Origin of the sequence: Streptomyces sp. NPDC004126, assembly GCF_050275515.1 — a bacterium.
GTDB lineage: Bacteria > Actinomycetota > Actinomycetes > Streptomycetales > Streptomycetaceae > Streptomyces.
The window spans coordinates 83,276-98,851 of record NZ_JBNNPF010000024.1; the positions used below are offsets into that span (position 1 = coordinate 83,276).

Sequence of the window (15,576 nt, forward strand, 5' to 3'; positions counted from 1 at the left end):
GGTCAGGGGCGTACGGCGATCCCGTCCAGCACCATCGACAGGTACTGGCGGGCGATCTCCTCGGGGCTGTGCTGGCCGCCCGGCCGGTACCAGGACGCCGCGACCCACACCGTGTCGCGGACGAAGCGGTAGGTGAGGCGGATGTCGAGGTCGGCGCGGAAGACCTGGGCGGCGACGCCCCGCTCCAGCGTCCCCAGCCACGCCTTCTCGAACTTGACCTGCGAGTCGGAGAGGTAGTGGAAGCGGGGCTGCGCGGAGAGGGTGCGGGCCTCCTTCTGGTAGATGGCGACGGCGGCTCGGTGCCGGTCGATCTCCCGGAAGGACTCGGTGACGAGGGCCTCGATGGTCTCCCTGGGGCCGAGGCCGGCGGCGAGGACGGTGTCGTACCCCGCCCACAGCTCGTTCAGGAAGGCCGAGAGGATCTCGTCGAGCATCGATTCCTTGGAATCGAAGTGGTAGTAGAGGCTGCCGGCGAGCATCCCGGCGGCGTCGGCGATCTTGCGGACGGTGGTGGCGTTGTAGCCCTGGGCGGCGAAGACCTCGGCGGCGGTGTCGAGGAGTTCCCGGCGGCGCTCCGGCGAGGCGGTCACCTGTGTCTTCTTCGGCTTGTTCGTTGGCACGGGCCCATTCTCGGGCTACGCGTGCTGGCTGCTGACCGACACCGTCTCGCCCGTCATGTACGACGAGTAGCCGCTGGCCAGGAAGACGATGACGTTGGCGATCTCCCAGGGTTCGGCGTACCGGCCGAAGGCCTCGCGGGCCGTCAGTTCGTCCAGCAGTTCCGCGCTGGTGACCTTCACCAGGTGCGGGTGCATGGCCAGGCTGGGGGCGACCGCGTTGACGCGCACGCCGAACTCCGCCGCCTCCAGGGCCGCGCAGCGGGTCAGGGCCATCACCCCGGCCTTGGCGGCGGCGTAGTGGGCCTGGCCGGTCTGGGCGCGCCAGCCGACGACGGAGGCGTTGTTGACGAGGACCCCGCCGCGGCCGGAGGCCTTCAGGGAGCGCAGTGCGGCGCGGGTGCAGCGGAAGGTGCCGTTCAGGGTGACGTCGAGGACCCGGCCCCACTGGTCGTCGGTCATGTCGACGAGGTCGGCGGTGCCGCCGAGGCCGGCGTTGTTGACGACGACGTCGAGGCCGCCGTGGAGTTCCCCGGCGTGCGCGAAGAGGGCTCCCACCTGTTCCTCGGAGGTGACGTCGCAGGGCAGGGAGGCTATGCGGCCGGGCCCGAACTCGGCGGCGAGGGCGTCCTCGGTCTCCTTCAGGCGCCGGGCGTGGGCGTCGCTGATCAGGACGGTGGCGCCCTCCTCCAGGAAGCGGCGGGCGGTGGCGCCGCCGATGCCGGCCCCGGCGGCGGCGGTGATGACGGCCGTGCGGCCTTCGAGGAGCCCGTGGGCCGGGACGTACGCGGGGGCGGTCATGCCCGTACCTCTTTCGGAAGGCCGAGGATCCGCTCGGCGACGATGTTGCGCTGGATCTCGTCGGAGCCCGCGTAGAGGGTGTCCGCGCGGGAGAAGAGGAAGAGCCGCTGCCAGTCGTCGAGTTCGTACGGGTCCCCGTGCGCGCCGGCCGCGGTCAGGGAGGCGGCGCCGCACACGTCCATGGCGAGTTCGCCGAGGTCGCGGTGCCAGCGGGCCCAGTACAGCTTGGCCGTGGAGGGTGCGGTGCCGGGGCGCAGGGCGGTGGCGCGCATGGCCTGGAGGCCGGTCCAGGCGCGGGCGAGGCGGTCGGCGATCAGCGGGTCGGCGAGGGCGCCGTTGGCGCGGGCGAGGGCGGCGAGGGCGTCCAGTTCGCGGCGGAAGCCGACCTGCTGGCCGAGGGTGGAGACGCCGCGTTCGTAGCCGAGGGTGGCCATGGCGACGGCCCAGCCGTCGCCGGGGGCTCCGACGACGTGGGCGGCGTCGGTGCGGGCGCCGTCGAAGAAGACCTCGTTGAACTCGGAGGTGCCGGTGAGCTGGGTGATGGGCCGGACCTCCACGCCGGGCTGGTCCATGGGGACGAGGAGGCAGGACAGGCCGACGTGCCGGCGGGATCCGGGGGTGGTGCGGGCGAGGACGAAGCACCACTGGGCCTCGTGGGCGAGGGAGGTCCAGGTCTTCTGGCCGTCGACGGTCCACCGCCCGTCGTGGAGGGCGGCGCGGGTGCGGACGCCGGCGAGGTCGGAGCCGGCGTCGGGCTCGCTGTAGCCCTGGCACCACAGTTCCGCCACGGCCCGGATCTGCGGCAGGAAGCGGCGCCTCTGCTCGTCGGTGCCGTGGGCGATGAGGGTGGGGCCGAGGAGCTGCTCGCCGATGTGGTTGACGCGGGCGGGGGCGTCGGCGAGGGCGTACTCCTCGTGGAAGGCGATCTGCTGGGCGGTGCTCGCGCCGCGGCCGCCGTACTCGACGGGCCAGCCGACGCAGGTCCAGCCGTGTTCCGCCATGTGCCGTTCCCAGGCGAGGCGTTCGGCGAAGGCCTCGTGTTCCCGGCCCGGTCCGCCGCACCCCTTGAGGTCCGCGAACCGGCCGGTGAGGTGGGCGCGCAGCCAGTTCCGGACCTCGGTGCGGAACTCCTCGACGCTCTCGACGCTGCTCATGGCCGTACGTTAACCTACCAAACACTTGTTAGGGAAGGATCCAGGGATGCCCGACGACACCCGCGACACCCCCGTGCTCTACGAGCGCCGCGGCCCGGTCGCCTACGTGACCATGAACCGCCCCCGCTACCGCAACGCGCAGAACAGCGCGATGACGTACGCCCTCGACGACGCCTTCTACCGCGCCGCCGACGACCCCGAGGTGAAGGTGGTCGTCCTGGGCGGGGCCGGCGAGCACTTCTCCGCGGGCCACGACATCGGCACCCCCGGACGCGACGCCCACCTGCCCTTCGAGCGGCGGGCCGGACTGTGGTGGGACCACTCGCAGCGCCCCGGCGCCGAATCCCGCTTCGCCCGCGAGTCGGAGGTGTACCTGGGGATGTGCCGGCGCTGGCGGGAACTGCCGAAACCGGTGATCGCCTCCGTCCAGGGGGCCTGCGTGGCGGGCGGACTGATGCTGGCCTGGGTCTGCGACCTGATCCTGGCGAGCGAGGACGCCTTCTTCGCGGACCCGGTCGTCCGGATGGGCATCCCCGGCGTCGAGTACTTCGCGCACCCGTGGGCGATGCCCCCGCGGATCGCGAAGGAGTTCCTGTACACGGGCGACCGGATGCCCGCCCGCCGGGCCTACGAGGTCGGGATGGTCAACCGGGTCGTGGAGCGGGCCGACCTGGCGGACGAGACCGCCCGCCTCGCCCTGCGCATCGCCGGGATGCCCGGCTTCGGCCTGGCCCTCGCCAAGCGGGCCGTCAACCAGGCCGAGGACCTCCAGGGCCTGCACACCGGCATGGACTCGGTCTTCGGCCTGCACCACCTCGCGCACGCCCACAACGCGGAGACCGCGGCGGACCCGCTCGGCGGGATGGACGTCGCCGCCATGAAGGAGGCGAACACCTGATGGACCTCGACCACGCACCCGACGTGGAGGCCTTCCGCGCCGAGGCGCGGGCCTGGCTGGCCGCCCACGTGCCCGCCGCCCCCCTGCCCTCCCTGGAGACGGAGGAGGGCTTCGCCGCGCACCGCGCGTGGGAGGCGAAGCTGCACGCGGACCGCTGGTCGGCGGTGTCCTGGCCCGAGGAGTACGGGGGCCGGGGCGTCGACATCGTGAAGTGGCTGGTGTTCGAGGAGGAGTACTGGGCGGCCGGCGCCCCCGGCCGGGTCTCCCAGAACGGCATCAGCCTCCTCGCGCCGACCCTCTTCGACCACGCCACGGACGAGCAGCGGGCCCGGGTGCTGCCCTCCATGGCGAGCGGCGAGGTGATCTGGGCGCAGGCCTGGTCGGAACCGGAGTCGGGCTCCGACCTGGCCTCGCTGAAGTCCCGGGCGGTGCGCACGGAGGGCGGCTGGCTGCTGTCCGGGCAGAAGACCTGGTCCTCCCGGGCCGCCTTCGCCGACCGGGCCTTCGGCATCTTCCGCACCGACCCGGACGCCCCGAAGCCGCACCAGGGGCTGACGTACCTGATGTTCGACCTGCGCGCGCCCGGGGTGACGGTACGGCCCATCGGCCGCCTCGACGGCAAGCCGGCCTTCGCGGAGCTCTTCCTGGACCAGGTGTTCGTCCCCGACGAAGACGTCATCGGCGAGCCGGGGCACGGCTGGCGGATCGCGATGTCGACCACCGGCAACGAGCGGGGCCTGACCCTGCGCTCCCCCGGCCGCTTCCTGGCCGCCGCCGACCGGCTGGTCAGGCTGTGGCGCGCGCAGGGCGACCCCGCCGACACGGGGCTGCGCGACCGGGTCGCGGACGCGGTGGTCGGGGCCCGCGCCTACGAGCTGTTCACCTGGGCGGGCGCCTCCCGCTTCGCGGCGGGCGCGGCCATCGGCGCCGAGTCCAGCCTGAACAAGGTGTTCTGGTCCCAGTACGACATCGCCCTGCACGAGACGGCCCTGGACCTGCTGGGCGCGGACGCGGAGCTCGCCGACGGCGAGTGGGCCGAACCGTGGGTCTTCTCGCTGGCCGGGCCGATCTACGCGGGCACGAACGAGATCCAGCGCGACATCATCGCCGAGCGGCTGCTCGGCCTCCCGAAGGGCCGCCGCTGATGCGCTTCCTGCCGACCGAGGAACAGTCCGACTACGCCCGTACGCTGCGCTCCCTCCTGGGCGCGGCCGCGGTCCCGGCGGCCGTACGGGCCTGGGCGGCCGGGGAGCACGGGCCCGGGCGGGCGCTGTGGTCCTCCCTCGCCGGGACGGGCCTGTTCGCGCTGGCCGTGCCGGAGGCGTACGACGGGGTGGGCCCGCTGCCGGTGGAGCTGGCGCTCGGCTTCGTGGAGCTGGGGCGGGCGGGGGTGCCCGGCCCGGTGGTGGAGACGGCGGCGGCCGCGGTGCTCCTCGCGGAGCTGGGCGACGAGGCCCTGTCGAAGCGCTTCCTGCCGGGGCTCGCCGGGGGCGGGGCGTCGGCGACGGTGACGCTGCCGGGCGGCTCCCCGTACGCCCTGGACGCGGACGCGGTGACGCACCGCTTCACGGTGACGGAGGCCGGCGAGCTGCGACTGGCCGCCGGCCCCGGCGACCCGCTGACCTCCACCGACCCGGCGCGGCGCCTGTACCGGCCTCCCGCGGGCGGGGAGCTGCTGGCGGCGGGCCCGGCGGTGTCGGCGGCGGCCGGGACGGCCCTGCGCTGGGCGCGGCTGCTGACGGCGGCGCAGTGCCTGGGCGTGGGCGAGGCCCTGCTGGCGCGGACGGTGGAGCACGCGAAGCAGCGCACCCAGTTCGGGACGCCGATCGGCGGTTTCCAGGCGGTCAAGCACCGGCTGGCGGACACCCTGCTGGCGCTGGAGTTCGCCCGGCCGCTGCTGTGGGCGGCGGCGCTGTCCCTGTCCCGCCCGGACGTGGCGGCGGCGAAGCTGACCGCGGGCGAGGCCTCGTACGCGGCCGCGCTCACCGCCCTCCAGCTGCACGGCGCGGTCGGCTACACGGAGGAACTGGACCTCTCCCTGTGGCTGCGCAAGGCCCGCCCACTGCGCGACGCGTGGGGCGGGCCGTCGCAGTGCCGGGCGGAGGTGGTGGGCTAGAAGACGGACACCCGGAGGGTGACGACGTAGTCCTCCTCGACGGTCCCGTCCGGGAACAGGTCCAGCAGGCGGGCCCGCTCGGCGTCGATGAACTCCCGGGTGCGGGTCTCCCCGAGGACGAGGAACGCCGAGTGGGTGGCGTGGTTGGCGAGGTGCGCCTCCAGCGGGATCCGGCGCGACCAGCGGACCTCGCGGGTGCTGACGTCGAGCCCGTCCCCGTGTTCCCGGACGGGCATCCCGCTCACCCCGAAGAACTCCCGCAGCCGGCCGTCCTGCTCGGCGATCCACGGCACCCGGACGTCCATGTCGTTCCACCACAGGGCGAGCGCCCCGCCGGGGCGCAGCACGCGGCGGGCCTCCGGGACGGAGCGGGCGGGGTCGGTCCAGTGCCAGGCCTGGGCGTACGTGAGGAGGTCGAGGCTCCCGGAAGCGAGCGGCAGCGCGTTGCCGTCGCCGCGCACGACGGGGATCGCGGGGTGCGCGCGCCGGAACTCGGCGGCCATCCCGTCGCCGGGCTCCACCGCGACGACGCGGGCCCCGCGGGCGTGCAGCAGCGCGCTGGCGATCCCGGTCCCGGCCCCGGCGTCGGCCACCCGCGCCCCGCGCAGGGACCGCCCGGCGAGCGCTTCGACCGCGTCGAACAGGGCGTCGGGGTAGCCGGGGCGGTGGGCGTTGTACGCGGCCGCGGCGGCGTCGAAGGAACGGGCACGAGTCGTCGTCATCCCGCCATTCTTCCGAACCCCGGACCGGAAAACGAAGGGGTTCCCACCGGACCCCCTTCCCCGGCTCCCGGGGTCGCCGCTGCGCGGGGCGGGGTCCCCGCCCCGCCCTTCCACCGTTCCCAGGGGCGCTGCCCCTGACCCCGGTACGGGCGCTGCGCGCCCGGTGCGCTCAAACTCCCCCAGCTACCGCTGGGAGGTGCCCCCAGCGCGGGCTGGATATCGCGCAGCGAAATTCCAGCCCCGCCGGCGTTTGAGGCGCGGGGGTCTGGGGGCGGAGCCCCCAGGGGGTCCGGGGCGGAGCCCCCGGGGAACGGGCGAAGGGCGGGTAGGGGACGGCCCCGCGCAGCGGCCCCCGGTCCCCCCGGCCAGGGGACCGGTCAGCGGAACTCCCGCACCACCTCGATGCGCCCCACGATGTGCGCGTTGAACTCGGGGAGTTCCCCGGCCGGGACCCACAGCTCCAGGATCGTCTCGCCGCCCGCCTGCCGGACGGGGTAGCGTTCCAGGAAGGCCGAGTCGACCTCGAAGCGGGTCACGTAGCCGGCACCGTCGTGCTTGACGTTCCAGTCCCGCGCGATCCGCACCGCGTAGTCCTCGTTGAGCACCGGATAGAAGATCGGCTGCTCCGGCAGCCTCGGCGGCCAGGCCCGCCAGTCGAGGGCGCGCACCAGTTCGAGTTCGACGGGGCCGGTGGGACGCCAGAGGGTGGTGGTGGACATGCCCGCGACCCTAGACGAGCGGCCGCCCGGGCGGAAACGACTTCGGGCGGCCCCCGGTCTGATGAACCGGAAACCGCCCGAAGGAAAGGTGCGCCGCCAGGGACTCGAACCCCGGACCCGCTGATTAAGAGTCAGCTGCTCTAACCAACTGAGCTAGCGGCGCCTCGACAGGAAAAATACCCGGTCCGCGGGCGTGCTCCAAATCGTGCCCGGCTCAGCGCCGACCCCGGCCCCGACCCCGGCCCCGGCCCCCGCGCAGCGACAGCCGCAGCAGCAGCGCCGTCTGGAGCAGGAGCAGCGCCGCGGTGGCCGCCGCCTGCCAGAGCGGTTCGGGCGGGCGGGGGCCGCGGGCCCAGGCGGGGCCGTCGGGGTCGACGGTGACCTCCACCCGGGCGCCCGGCCGGAGGTCCAGCGCCACGGGGCCGGCCAGGTCGCGGCCCGCCTCGGTCCGCAGCCGCAGCGACGGGGTGTGCGTGGCGCCGTCCTCGACCATGGTCCGCGAGACCACGACGGCCGTCTCGACCCGGCCCCGGTCGTGGAGGGCGTGCCGGTCCCAGGCGCTCAGGCCGAGCGCCGCGATCCCGACGGCGGCGAAGGCGAGGACGGTGCGTGCCACGAACTCCGCGCCGGTGCCGTGCGATACGAGCGCCCCGACGACGAACAGGCCCAGCAGCACCGGAACCCAGGCCCACTCGGGCCCCCGCAGCAGCAGGACGGCCCCGAACTCCGCAGCCAACAGAAGGCAGTTGCGCAGCAACGCCCCCGACACCCGCCGGACCAGTTCAGCCATGAACACATCATGCCGCGAATACTCCGGCACGTCCCGCCCGCGCACCGTCCGTCGCGGGGCCGTACGATCGGCCACACGGGCGGGGTCGTGGTACAGAGGTCGTTGCACCCCCTTGCGAAGGGGGAGGACGCCGGTTCGAATCCGGCCGCCCCGCCCCCTCGCCCGCCGCCCCCTCGCCCGCCGCCCCCCCTCGCCCGTCACCCCCTCACGGCGTCGCCGCGAGCCAGGCCGCCGCGCCCGCCACCGCCGCCCGCGCGGCCGGCAGCGGCAGGCCCAGGAAGCCGTGGAAGACCCCCGGGTAGAGCCGTACCTCGCAGTCCGCCCCCGCCTCCCCCAGCCGGCGCGCGTACGCGAGCCCCTCGTCCCGCAGCAGGTCGCAGTCCGCGAGGACGAGCAGCGTGCGCGGCAGCCCGGACAGGTCCGGCGCCCGCAGCGGCGAGACGTGCGGGTGGGCGGGGTCGCCGCCGTACTGGTCCCAGTACCAGGCCATGTGCGCGGCGGTGTGGAAGTACCCGCGCCCGTACGCCGCCACCGACTCGGAGCCCATCGAGGCGTCCAGCGGCGGGTAGGCCAGCAGCTGCCCGGCGACCAGGCCGGGGGCCCGCAGTGCGGTGACGGCCGCCAGGTTGCCCCCGCTGGAGTCCCCCGCCACCACCACCCGGGCCGGGTCGCAGCCCAGCCGCTGCGCCTCGGCCCGCGCCCACAGCAGTACGGCCAGGGCGTCGTCGGCCGCCGCCGGCCAGGGGTGCTCCGGGGCGAGCCGGTAGTCGGCGGAGACGACCACCGCCCCGGAGGCCGAGGCCAGGGCGCGGCACAGGGCGTCGTGGGTGTCCGGGCCGCACATCACCCACCCGCCGCCGTGCAGGTACACCGCCAGCGGCCGGCCCGCCGCCCCGGGCGCGGGGTCGTAGACCCGGACCGGCACCCCGCCCGCGGTGGTGTCGTACACCGAGGCCACCTCCGGCCCCGCCGGGCGGGCCGGGGCCCCGGCGGCCACCGCGGCCCGCAGGGCGGCCGCGTCCCCGGGACCGGGGAAGCCTGCGGCCATCGCGTCGCACAGCCGCCGGGCGGCCGGCGACAGCCCGTCCCGGGTCATCGGGCCGTCATCCCGCCGTCGACCGCGAACTCGGCGCCGGTGATGTACGAGGACGCGTCCGAGCACAGGAACAGCACCAGTTCCCCGACCTCCCCCGGCCGGCCCATCCGCCCCAGCGGCACGTGCGACCAGTCCCGCCCCGCGACGGCGTCGGCCACCATCGGGGTGTCGATGGCCCCCGGGTGCACCGAGTTGACCCGGATCCCGTCCGGGGCCAGGTCCAGCGCCGCCGACCGGGTCAGCCCGCGCAGTCCGAACTTGGCGGAGCCGTAGGCAGCGTGGCCGGGGATGCCGACGAGCCCGGCGGTGGAGGAGATGTTGACGACGGAGCCGCCCCCGCCGGCGCGCAGCACCGGGGCCAGGGCCCGGATCCCGAGGAAGGGGCCGAGCAGGTTGACCCGCAGCAGTTCCTCGAAGCCCTCGGGGCTCTGCTCCTCGACGTGCGCGGTGCGCCACAGCGCGGCGTTGTTGACCAGTGCGGACACCGTCCCGAAGGCGGCCACCGCCTCTCGCACCACCCCGGCCCAGCTGTCGGCGTCGGCCACGTCGTGGCGTACGTACAGGCCCTGGCCGCCCAGTGCGGCGGCGACGGCCCGGCCCTCCTCCTCGCGGAGGTCGGTGACGACGACCCGCGCGCCGGCCCCGGCGCACAGCCGGGCCTCCGCGGCGCCCTGGCCGCGTGCGGCACCGGTGATGACGACGACCTTGCCCTCCAGCGACACCATCTCAGGCCTCCAGGGCGCGGAAGTGCGGGATGACCTTCTCGCCCCACTGCCGGATGGTCTCCAGGCAGGCCTCCTGCGGGACGGTGCCCATCTGGATCAGGCACATCACCTCGTCGACGCCGATCTCGCGCAGCTGTTCCACGTACGCGACGGCCGTCTCGGCGCTGCCGTAGGCGTGCTCCGCGTTGTAGGTGCCGGTGTCGACGGGGCGGGCGGGTATGTGCGCCTCGTGCAGCTTGGCGACGAGGTCGGCGCGGCCGCGTTCGAGGGCGGCGGTGTGGTCCTCGTCCTCGGCGTGGGCAGTCGGCGCGGGCCCGTTGCCGTACCAGTGGGCGATGGACTCGGCGAAGAAGCGCTGGCCCCTGGTGCCGAGCCGCAGGGCCCGTTCGGCGTCGTCGAGGACGATGGTGGGGCAGAGGGCGGAGAGGTGGTCGTTGACGGTGGCGGAGACGAGGCGTTCGCCGCTGCGGGTGGCGATGGCCTCGTCGTAGACCTTGCGCATGGCGCGGACGTCGTCGGCGCCGGCGAAGCCCATCACGAGGGCTCCGATGCCGAGTTCGGCGGCGAGCTTGAGGGTGTCGTGCTTGGAGCAGGCCATGAACAGCGGCGGGTGCGGGTCCTGCACGGGGCGGGGCAGGACCGCCCCGGGGCCGATGTCGATGGAGCCGTGCCATTCGAGGACGGGCTCCTTCCAGGCGGAGGCGAAGATCCGCAGCGCTTCCTCCATCTGCGGGTAGGTGTCCTCGGGGCGCACCCCGTACATGGACATCTCCTGGCGGGTGGCGCCGCGTCCGGCGCCGATGTCGACGCGGCCGCCGCTGAGCACGTCGAGCATGGCGGCGCGCTCGGCGACGCGGACGGGGTGCTGGTAGCCGAAGGGCATGGTGACCACGCCGTGGCCGATGCGGATGGTGCTGGTGCGGGCGGCGACCCAGGTCAGGAAGATCTCGGAGGCGCTCATGTGGGCGTACTGGGTCAGGGAGTGGTGTTCCACGGCCCAGATCCGGTCGAAGCCCATCTCCTCGGCGAGGACGGCCTGTTCGACGCAGTCGTGGATGACCTGGCGTTCGCGTTCGGGGGTGGGGTCGACGAGCTGGGCCTCGAAGATCATCGAGAACTTCACGTGGGGTCCCTCCAGCCGGAGTTATTTCTAATAGGAATACTTCTAGCAGGCATACCCCATCGAGGGAAGGGTGCCGCGGGACCGGTCGTAGACTGCGCTGCGTGGCAGACGAGACGGCCGAGACGGCAGACGAGACGTCGGCGGGGACGAACCCGCGCACCCTCCCCGCGACCAGCTGGGCGGTCCTCGGGCTGCTCTCCTTCGGCGAGGAACTCTCCGGCTACGACCTGAAGAAGTGGTCGGACTGGTCGCTGCGCTTCTTCTACTGGAGCCCGTCCTTCAGCCAGATCTACAGCGAGCTCAAGCGGCTGGAGAAGGCCGGCTACGCCTCCTCGCGGATGGTCGCCCAGGACACCGGCACCCGCGACAAGCGCGTGTACCGGATCACCGGTGCGGGCATGGCCGCGGTACGGACCTGGGCGCGCGAGGCGCCCGTCGACCCGCCGGTCCTCAAGCACGGGCCGATGCTGCGGCTGTGGCTGGGCCACCTGCTGGAGCCGGAGCAGATGCGCGAAGTGCTGCACCGGCACCAGGAGTTCGCGGAGGACATGCGCCGGCGTGCGGAGGCCGACGTCGAGGGCGCCAAGGACGAGGCGGCCTGGGCGTACCCCACCCTGACCCTCAAGTGGGCCGAGCGGTACTACACCTCCGAGCGCGACCTGGCGGCCGCGATGCTGGAGGACATCGACGCCCTGGAGGCGGCGCGCGCCGCCGCGGGTTCCGCCGCGGGGGCCGTCGAGGGGCCCGCGGAGGATCCTGCCGAGGGGCCTGCCGAGGGATCCGCCAACCGCCCGTAGGAGCGGCGGAAGTAGAGCAGCGGCGCCCCCTCGCGGTGCGCCGCGAGGGCGGTGACGCGGCCGAGGGCGATGGCGTGGTCGCCGCCGTCCAGCACGTCCTCCAGTACGCACTCCACGGTGGCGAGCGCCCCGTCGAGCAGGGGCGCGCCGCCCGCACCCGGACGCCAGGCCACTCCGGCGAACTTGTCCCCGCCGGTGACGGCGAAGCGGCGGCACAGCTCCTCCTGGTCCGCCGCCAGGACGTTGACGGCGAAGGCCCCTGCGGCCCGGATCCGCGGCCAGGTCGCCGAGGTGCGGGCCGGGCAGAAGCAGACCAGCGGCGGGTCGAGGGAGACGGACGAGAAGGACTGCACGGCCATCCCGGCGGGACGGCCGTCGCCGTCGCACGCCGTGATGACGGCGACGCCGGTGCAGAAGCCGGCCAGGACCGCCTTCATCCCGGCGGGGGTCGGGGCGGGGGTGGTGAGGGTCGACACGGTGACCTCCCGAGGCAGAGTTGTTCCTACTAGGTATATGCCTAACCGAAACAGCTGTGATTGGATACCGCCCACGCTCGCTCGTCAAGTACTCACGTCACGACAAGCAGGGAGGGTCCGTTGCCACCACCGCCCACCACCCTCGCCCAGCTCCCCGGCCACGCCGCCGCCGCGTACGGGGACCTGGAAGCACTCGCCGACGGCGAGGTCCGCTGGACCTTCGCCCGGCTCGCCGAGGAGATCTCCGCCGCCGGCCGCGCCGCCATCGCCCACGGCATCCGCCCCGGCGACCGGATCGCCGTCTGGGCCCCCAACAGCCGCCAGTGGATCGCCGCCGCCCTCGGCGCGGTCGGCGCCGGCGCCGTCCTCGTCCCGGTCAACACCCGCTACAAGCCCGCCGAGGCCGCCGACGTCATCCGCCGCAGCGGCGCCCGCGTCCTGTTCACCGAACGCGGCTTCCTCGGCACCGACTACGCCCGCGACCTGCACGCCTCCGGCGAGGACCTCGGGGCCCTCGCCTCCACCGTCGTCCTGCGCGGCGGTCACGGCCCCGAGTCCTGGGAGGCGTACCTCGCCGCCGGACGCGCCGTCCCCGAGGCCGAACGGGCCGGCCGCGCCGAGCGGGTGCGCCCCGAGGACGTCTGCGACGTCCTCTACACCTCCGGCACCACCGGCCGCTCCAAGGGCGTCACCGCCACCCACGGGCAGACCCTGCGGCTCTACACCTCCTGGTCGGAACTCGTCACCCTGCGCCCCGGCGACCGGTACCTGCTGGTCAACCCCTTCTTCCACACCTTCGGCTACAAGGCCGGGGTGCTCGCCTGCCTGCTGCGCGGGGTCGCCATGCTCCCCGAGGCCCGCTACGACACCGACCGCATCCTCGCCCGCATGGCCGCCGAACGGGTCACCTGCCTGATGGGCCCGCCGACCGTCTTCCACGGCCTGATCCACCACCCCGCACGGACCGCCCACGACCTCGGCGCCCTGCGGCTGGCCGGCACCGGTGCGGCCCGCGTCCCCGCCTCCCTCGTCGAGGAGATCCGCACCGCACTCGGCGCCCCCGACGTGTTCACCGCGTACGGACTGACCGAGTCCGGCGGGGTCGTCTCCGTCTGCCCCACCGACGCCGACGCCGACACCGTCGCCCGCACCGTCGGCCCGCCCCTCCCCGGCACGCAGGTCCGCGTCACCGGCCCGCTCGGGCAGGTCCTGCCCGCCGGGGAACCCGGCGAGATCCAGGTCCGCGGCTACCACGTCACCCCCGGCTACCTGGACGACCCGGCGGCCACCGCCGAGGCCGTCCTGCCCGGCGGCTGGCTGCGCACCGGCGACATCGGGGTGCTGGACGGGCGGGGCTACCTCTCCGTCACCGACCGGCTGAAGGACATGTACGTGGTCGGCGGCTTCAACGCCTACCCGGCCGAGGTGGAGAACGTCCTGCTCACCCACCCCGCCGTCGTCGACGCGGCCGTGGTCGGCGTCCCCGACGAACGGCTCGGCGAGGTCGGCGCCGCCTACCTCGTCACCACCGCCCCCGTCACCGCGGAGGACCTGACCGTCTGGGCCAGGGAGCGGCTGGCCAACTTCAAGGTGCCCCGGCGGTTCACGGTGCTGGACGAGCTCCCGCGCAACGCGGGCGGCAAGCTGCTGAAGACCGAGCTGCGCCGCGCGGCCCGAGGGGAGTCGGCATGACCGTCCCGGAGACCGCCCCGCCGGCCGGCCTGGCCCCCACCCCCGAGCAGGAGGAACTCCGCGACGCCGTACGGGCGGTCCTCGCCCGGCACCCCGGCCATGAGGCCTGGGCCCCGCTGACGGCGCAGGTCGGCGCGGCCGCGCTCGCGGTGCCCGAGGAGTACGGCGGGCTGGGCTGCGGGCCCGCCGAGACCGCGGTGGTCATGGCGGAGCTGGGCCGCGCGCTGAGCCCCGTACCGTACCTGGGGTCGGCGGTGCTGGCCGTGCAGGCCCTGCTCGCGTCCGGGCACCGCCAGGCCTGCGCGGAGCACCTGCCGGGGCTGGCCGACGGGAGCGTGGTCGGCGCGCTGGCCTGGGCGGAAACCGGGCCGGGCGGGCGCGGCAGCTGGGAGCCGGCCGACCTGGAGACCCGGGCGGAGGCCGCCGCGGACGCCGTCTGGCTGCTCACGGGCGCCAAGCGGTACGTCCTGGCCGGCCCCGCGGAACCCGCCCTGCTGCTGGCCTTCGCCCGGACCCGGGACGGCGGCCTCGGCCTCTACGAACTCGCCGCCCCGCCAGCGGCCTTCACCGTACGGGCCACCATGGACCCCTCCCGCCCCCTCGCGGAGCTGACCCTGGACCGCACCCCGGCCCGGCTGCTGTCCGCCGACGGGGCCGGGGTCCTCGCCCGGGTCCGGGACCTGGCCTGCACCGCCCTGGCCGCCGAGCAGGCGGGCGCGGCGGGGCGCGCCCTGGAGGCGACGGTCCGGTACGCGAAGGAGCGCACCCAGTTCGGGCGGCCCATCGGCTCCTTCCAGGCCGTCAAACACCGGCTCGCCGACCTGCACACCGCCGTCGAGGCCGCCCGGGGGCTCGCCCTCGCGGCGGCGGCCGCCGACGCCCCGCCGGACCTGGCGGCCGCGGCCGCGGCGGCCTGCGCGGAGGCGTACGCGTACGCCGCGGGCGAGATGATCCAGCTCCACGGCGGCATCGGCGTCACCTGGGAGCACGAGGCGCACACCTTCTTCAAACGCGCCCACGGCTCGGCCCTGCTCCTCGGCGGCCCCACCGCGCACCGGCGGCGCCTGTCCGCGCACCTGGGCTGGCTGTAGCGCCCCCTGACGTACCCTCGGCTGCATGACGGGCAGCGCGATCGACCTCCGCAAGATCGAGGAAACGGCCCCGGCGCTCGTGAACCCGTACAAGAGCGCCGGGGCCTCCCTCTCCAAGCACGGCCTGCGGGGCGGCCGCGCCTGCGTCTACCTGGTCCTGGACTACTCCGGGTCCATGCGCCCCTACTACGACGACGGCAGCGTGCAGGCCTTCGCCGACCGCATCCTCGGCCTCTCGGCGCACCTCGACGGCGACGGCCGGGTCCCGGTGGTGTTCTTCTCCACCGACGTGGACGCGGTCGAGGAGGTCACCCTGGCGGGACACGAGGGGCAGGTCACCGCGATGGCGGCCCGCCTCGGCCACATGGGGAAGACCTCCTACCACCTGGCGATGGACGCGGTCATCGACCACTACCTCGACTCGGGCTCCGCCGATCCCGCCCTGGTCGTCTTCCAGACGGACGGCGGCCCGGTCAACAAGCTCGCCGCCGAGCGGTACCTCTGCAAGGCGGCCCGCCTCCCCCTCTTCTGGCAGTTCGTCGGCTTCGGCAACACCCGCAGCACCCAGTTCGACTTCCTGCGCCGCCTCGACGAACTCCCCGTCCCCGGGAAGCGGATCGTGGACAACGCGGGCTACTTCCACGCGGGCCCCGACCCGCGCACCGTCCCGGACGCCGAACTCTACGACCGCCTCGTCGCCGAGTTCCCGGCCTGGCTGGCGGCGGCACGCACGGCGGGCATCGTGCGCGCCTGACCGGC

At 74.7% G+C, this 15,576-nt stretch carries 16 protein-coding genes, 2 tRNA genes and 1 pseudogene; 8 read left to right on the forward strand and 11 right to left on the reverse strand.

The window, feature by feature from the left end; genetic code table 11:
• Positions 1-2: 2 nt before the first annotated feature.
• From ACQKM2_RS22915 to ACQKM2_RS22925, 3 genes are read right to left on the reverse strand one after another with little or no spacing between them, the layout of a single operon-like run.
• On the reverse strand, positions 3-620 hold the full coding sequence (locus ACQKM2_RS22915; protein WP_007263539.1) for a TetR/AcrR family transcriptional regulator: 618 nt from the start codon (positions 618-620) through the stop codon (positions 3-5).
• A gap of 15 nt (positions 621-635) precedes the next feature.
• Positions 636-1,418 (reverse strand): SDR family oxidoreductase, encoded by a 783-nt coding sequence (locus ACQKM2_RS22920; RefSeq protein WP_427712463.1) that lies wholly within the window; start codon positions 1,416-1,418, stop codon positions 636-638.
• Positions 1,415-2,572, reverse strand: a complete 1,158-nt coding sequence (locus tag ACQKM2_RS22925) for an acyl-CoA dehydrogenase family protein (RefSeq protein WP_427712466.1) — start codon at positions 2,570-2,572, stop codon at positions 1,415-1,417. Before ACQKM2_RS22925 ends, ACQKM2_RS22920 begins: the two co-directional genes overlap by 4 nt.
• Before the next feature lie 46 nt (positions 2,573-2,618).
• Here ACQKM2_RS22925 and ACQKM2_RS22930 point away from each other — a divergent pair, with 46 nt between their 5' ends.
• From ACQKM2_RS22930 to ACQKM2_RS22940, 3 genes are read left to right on the forward strand one after another with little or no spacing between them, the layout of a single operon-like run.
• Positions 2,619-3,470, forward strand: a complete 852-nt coding sequence (locus tag ACQKM2_RS22930; protein WP_427712468.1) for an enoyl-CoA hydratase — start codon at positions 2,619-2,621, stop codon at positions 3,468-3,470.
• Positions 3,470-4,615: an acyl-CoA dehydrogenase family protein gene (locus tag ACQKM2_RS22935; RefSeq protein WP_427712470.1), complete on the forward strand. Its 1,146-nt coding sequence runs from the start codon at positions 3,470-3,472 to the stop codon at positions 4,613-4,615. Before ACQKM2_RS22930 ends, ACQKM2_RS22935 begins: the two co-directional genes overlap by 1 nt.
• Entirely contained in the window at positions 4,615-5,586 is a 972-nt protein-coding gene (locus ACQKM2_RS22940) for an acyl-CoA dehydrogenase family protein (RefSeq protein ID WP_427712473.1), read from the forward strand. Before ACQKM2_RS22935 ends, ACQKM2_RS22940 begins: the two co-directional genes overlap by 1 nt.
• On the opposite strand, the gene ACQKM2_RS22945 is transcribed toward ACQKM2_RS22940, so the two are convergent.
• From ACQKM2_RS22945 to ACQKM2_RS22960, 4 genes are all read right to left on the reverse strand, one after another.
• Entirely contained in the window at positions 5,583-6,308 is a 726-nt protein-coding gene (locus tag ACQKM2_RS22945) for a class I SAM-dependent methyltransferase (protein ID WP_427712475.1), read from the reverse strand. The genes ACQKM2_RS22940 and ACQKM2_RS22945 overlap by 4 nt on opposite strands.
• Before the next feature lie 377 nt (positions 6,309-6,685).
• Positions 6,686-7,027, reverse strand: a complete 342-nt coding sequence (locus tag ACQKM2_RS22950; RefSeq protein WP_427712477.1) for a hypothetical protein — start codon at positions 7,025-7,027, stop codon at positions 6,686-6,688.
• A gap of 89 nt (positions 7,028-7,116) precedes the next feature.
• Positions 7,117-7,190: transfer RNA gene (locus ACQKM2_RS22955), tRNA-Lys, on the reverse strand.
• Between the two features lie 51 nt (positions 7,191-7,241).
• The gene (locus tag ACQKM2_RS22960) at positions 7,242-7,817 is read right to left on the reverse strand and encodes a hypothetical protein (RefSeq protein WP_427712479.1); all 576 of its coding nucleotides are present in this window, start codon (positions 7,815-7,817) and stop codon (positions 7,242-7,244) included.
• 79 nt (positions 7,818-7,896) lie between these two features.
• Between ACQKM2_RS22960 and ACQKM2_RS22965 the strand changes: the two genes are divergently transcribed.
• Positions 7,897-7,972, forward strand: a tRNA-Arg gene (locus ACQKM2_RS22965).
• A 50-nt stretch (positions 7,973-8,022) separates the two neighbouring features.
• Here the strand turns inward: ACQKM2_RS22965 and ACQKM2_RS22970 are convergent.
• Genes ACQKM2_RS22970 through ACQKM2_RS22980 form a run of 3 tightly spaced genes read right to left on the reverse strand, consistent with a single transcriptional unit; the run spans position 8,023 to position 10,761 of the window.
• Positions 8,023-8,913, reverse strand: coding sequence for an alpha/beta hydrolase (locus tag ACQKM2_RS22970; protein WP_427712481.1), 891 nt, complete (start codon positions 8,911-8,913; stop codon positions 8,023-8,025).
• Complete coding sequence (locus tag ACQKM2_RS22975) at positions 8,910-9,638, reverse strand: SDR family NAD(P)-dependent oxidoreductase (RefSeq protein ID WP_427712483.1); 729 nt, start codon at positions 9,636-9,638, stop codon at positions 8,910-8,912. Before ACQKM2_RS22975 ends, ACQKM2_RS22970 begins: the two co-directional genes overlap by 4 nt.
• A gap of 1 nt (position 9,639) precedes the next feature.
• Positions 9,640-10,761, reverse strand: a complete 1,122-nt coding sequence (locus ACQKM2_RS22980; protein ID WP_427712485.1) for an LLM class flavin-dependent oxidoreductase — start codon at positions 10,759-10,761, stop codon at positions 9,640-9,642.
• A 101-nt stretch (positions 10,762-10,862) separates the two neighbouring features.
• Between ACQKM2_RS22980 and ACQKM2_RS22985 the strand changes: the two genes are divergently transcribed.
• Positions 10,863-11,558, forward strand: a complete 696-nt coding sequence (locus ACQKM2_RS22985) for a PadR family transcriptional regulator (protein WP_427712488.1) — start codon at positions 10,863-10,865, stop codon at positions 11,556-11,558.
• A 47-nt stretch (positions 11,559-11,605) separates the two neighbouring features.
• Here the strand turns inward: ACQKM2_RS22985 and ACQKM2_RS22990 are convergent.
• Positions 11,606-11,995: pseudogene (locus ACQKM2_RS22990) on the reverse strand (flavin reductase family protein); the annotation flags it as partial.
• A 159-nt stretch (positions 11,996-12,154) separates the two neighbouring features.
• Between ACQKM2_RS22990 and ACQKM2_RS22995 the strand changes: the two are divergent.
• From ACQKM2_RS22995 to ACQKM2_RS23005, 3 genes are read left to right on the forward strand one after another with little or no spacing between them, the layout of a single operon-like run.
• Positions 12,155-13,726, forward strand: coding sequence for a FadD3 family acyl-CoA ligase (locus tag ACQKM2_RS22995; RefSeq protein WP_427712491.1), 1,572 nt, complete (start codon positions 12,155-12,157; stop codon positions 13,724-13,726).
• Positions 13,723-14,817, forward strand: a complete 1,095-nt coding sequence (locus ACQKM2_RS23000; RefSeq protein WP_427712494.1) for an acyl-CoA dehydrogenase family protein — start codon at positions 13,723-13,725, stop codon at positions 14,815-14,817. The genes ACQKM2_RS22995 and ACQKM2_RS23000 overlap by 4 nt, the downstream gene beginning before the upstream one ends.
• Positions 14,818-14,842: 25 nt before the next feature.
• The gene (locus ACQKM2_RS23005) at positions 14,843-15,571 is read left to right on the forward strand and encodes a VWA domain-containing protein (RefSeq protein WP_427712496.1); all 729 of its coding nucleotides are present in this window, start codon (positions 14,843-14,845) and stop codon (positions 15,569-15,571) included.
• Positions 15,572-15,576 lie beyond the last annotated feature (5 nt).

Bases quoted from the DNA above. Each gene is read 5' to 3' on its own strand.
- ACQKM2_RS22960 (WP_427712479.1), bottom strand. From the start codon at position 7,817: ATGGCTGAACTGGTCCGGCGGGTGTCGGGGGCGTTGCTGCGCAACTGC.
- ACQKM2_RS22975 (WP_427712483.1), bottom strand. From the start codon at position 9,638: ATGGTGTCGCTGGAGGGCAAGGTCGTCGTCATCACCGGTGCCGCACGC.
- ACQKM2_RS22925 (WP_427712466.1), bottom strand. From the start codon at position 2,572: ATGAGCAGCGTCGAGAGCGTCGAGGAGTTCCGCACCGAGGTCCGGAAC.
- ACQKM2_RS22950 (WP_427712477.1), bottom strand. From the start codon at position 7,027: ATGTCCACCACCACCCTCTGGCGTCCCACCGGCCCCGTCGAACTCGAA.
- ACQKM2_RS23000 (WP_427712494.1), top strand. From the start codon at position 13,723: ATGACCGTCCCGGAGACCGCCCCGCCGGCCGGCCTGGCCCCCACCCCC.
- ACQKM2_RS22930 (WP_427712468.1), top strand. From the start codon at position 2,619: ATGCCCGACGACACCCGCGACACCCCCGTGCTCTACGAGCGCCGCGGC.
- ACQKM2_RS23005 (WP_427712496.1), top strand. From the start codon at position 14,843: ATGACGGGCAGCGCGATCGACCTCCGCAAGATCGAGGAAACGGCCCCG.
- ACQKM2_RS22940 (WP_427712473.1), top strand. From the start codon at position 4,615: ATGCGCTTCCTGCCGACCGAGGAACAGTCCGACTACGCCCGTACGCTG.
- ACQKM2_RS22970 (WP_427712481.1), bottom strand. From the start codon at position 8,913: ATGACCCGGGACGGGCTGTCGCCGGCCGCCCGGCGGCTGTGCGACGCG.
- ACQKM2_RS22945 (WP_427712475.1), bottom strand. From the start codon at position 6,308: ATGACGACGACTCGTGCCCGTTCCTTCGACGCCGCCGCGGCCGCGTAC.
- ACQKM2_RS22920 (WP_427712463.1), bottom strand. From the start codon at position 1,418: ATGACCGCCCCCGCGTACGTCCCGGCCCACGGGCTCCTCGAAGGCCGC.
- ACQKM2_RS22935 (WP_427712470.1), top strand. From the start codon at position 3,470: ATGGACCTCGACCACGCACCCGACGTGGAGGCCTTCCGCGCCGAGGCG.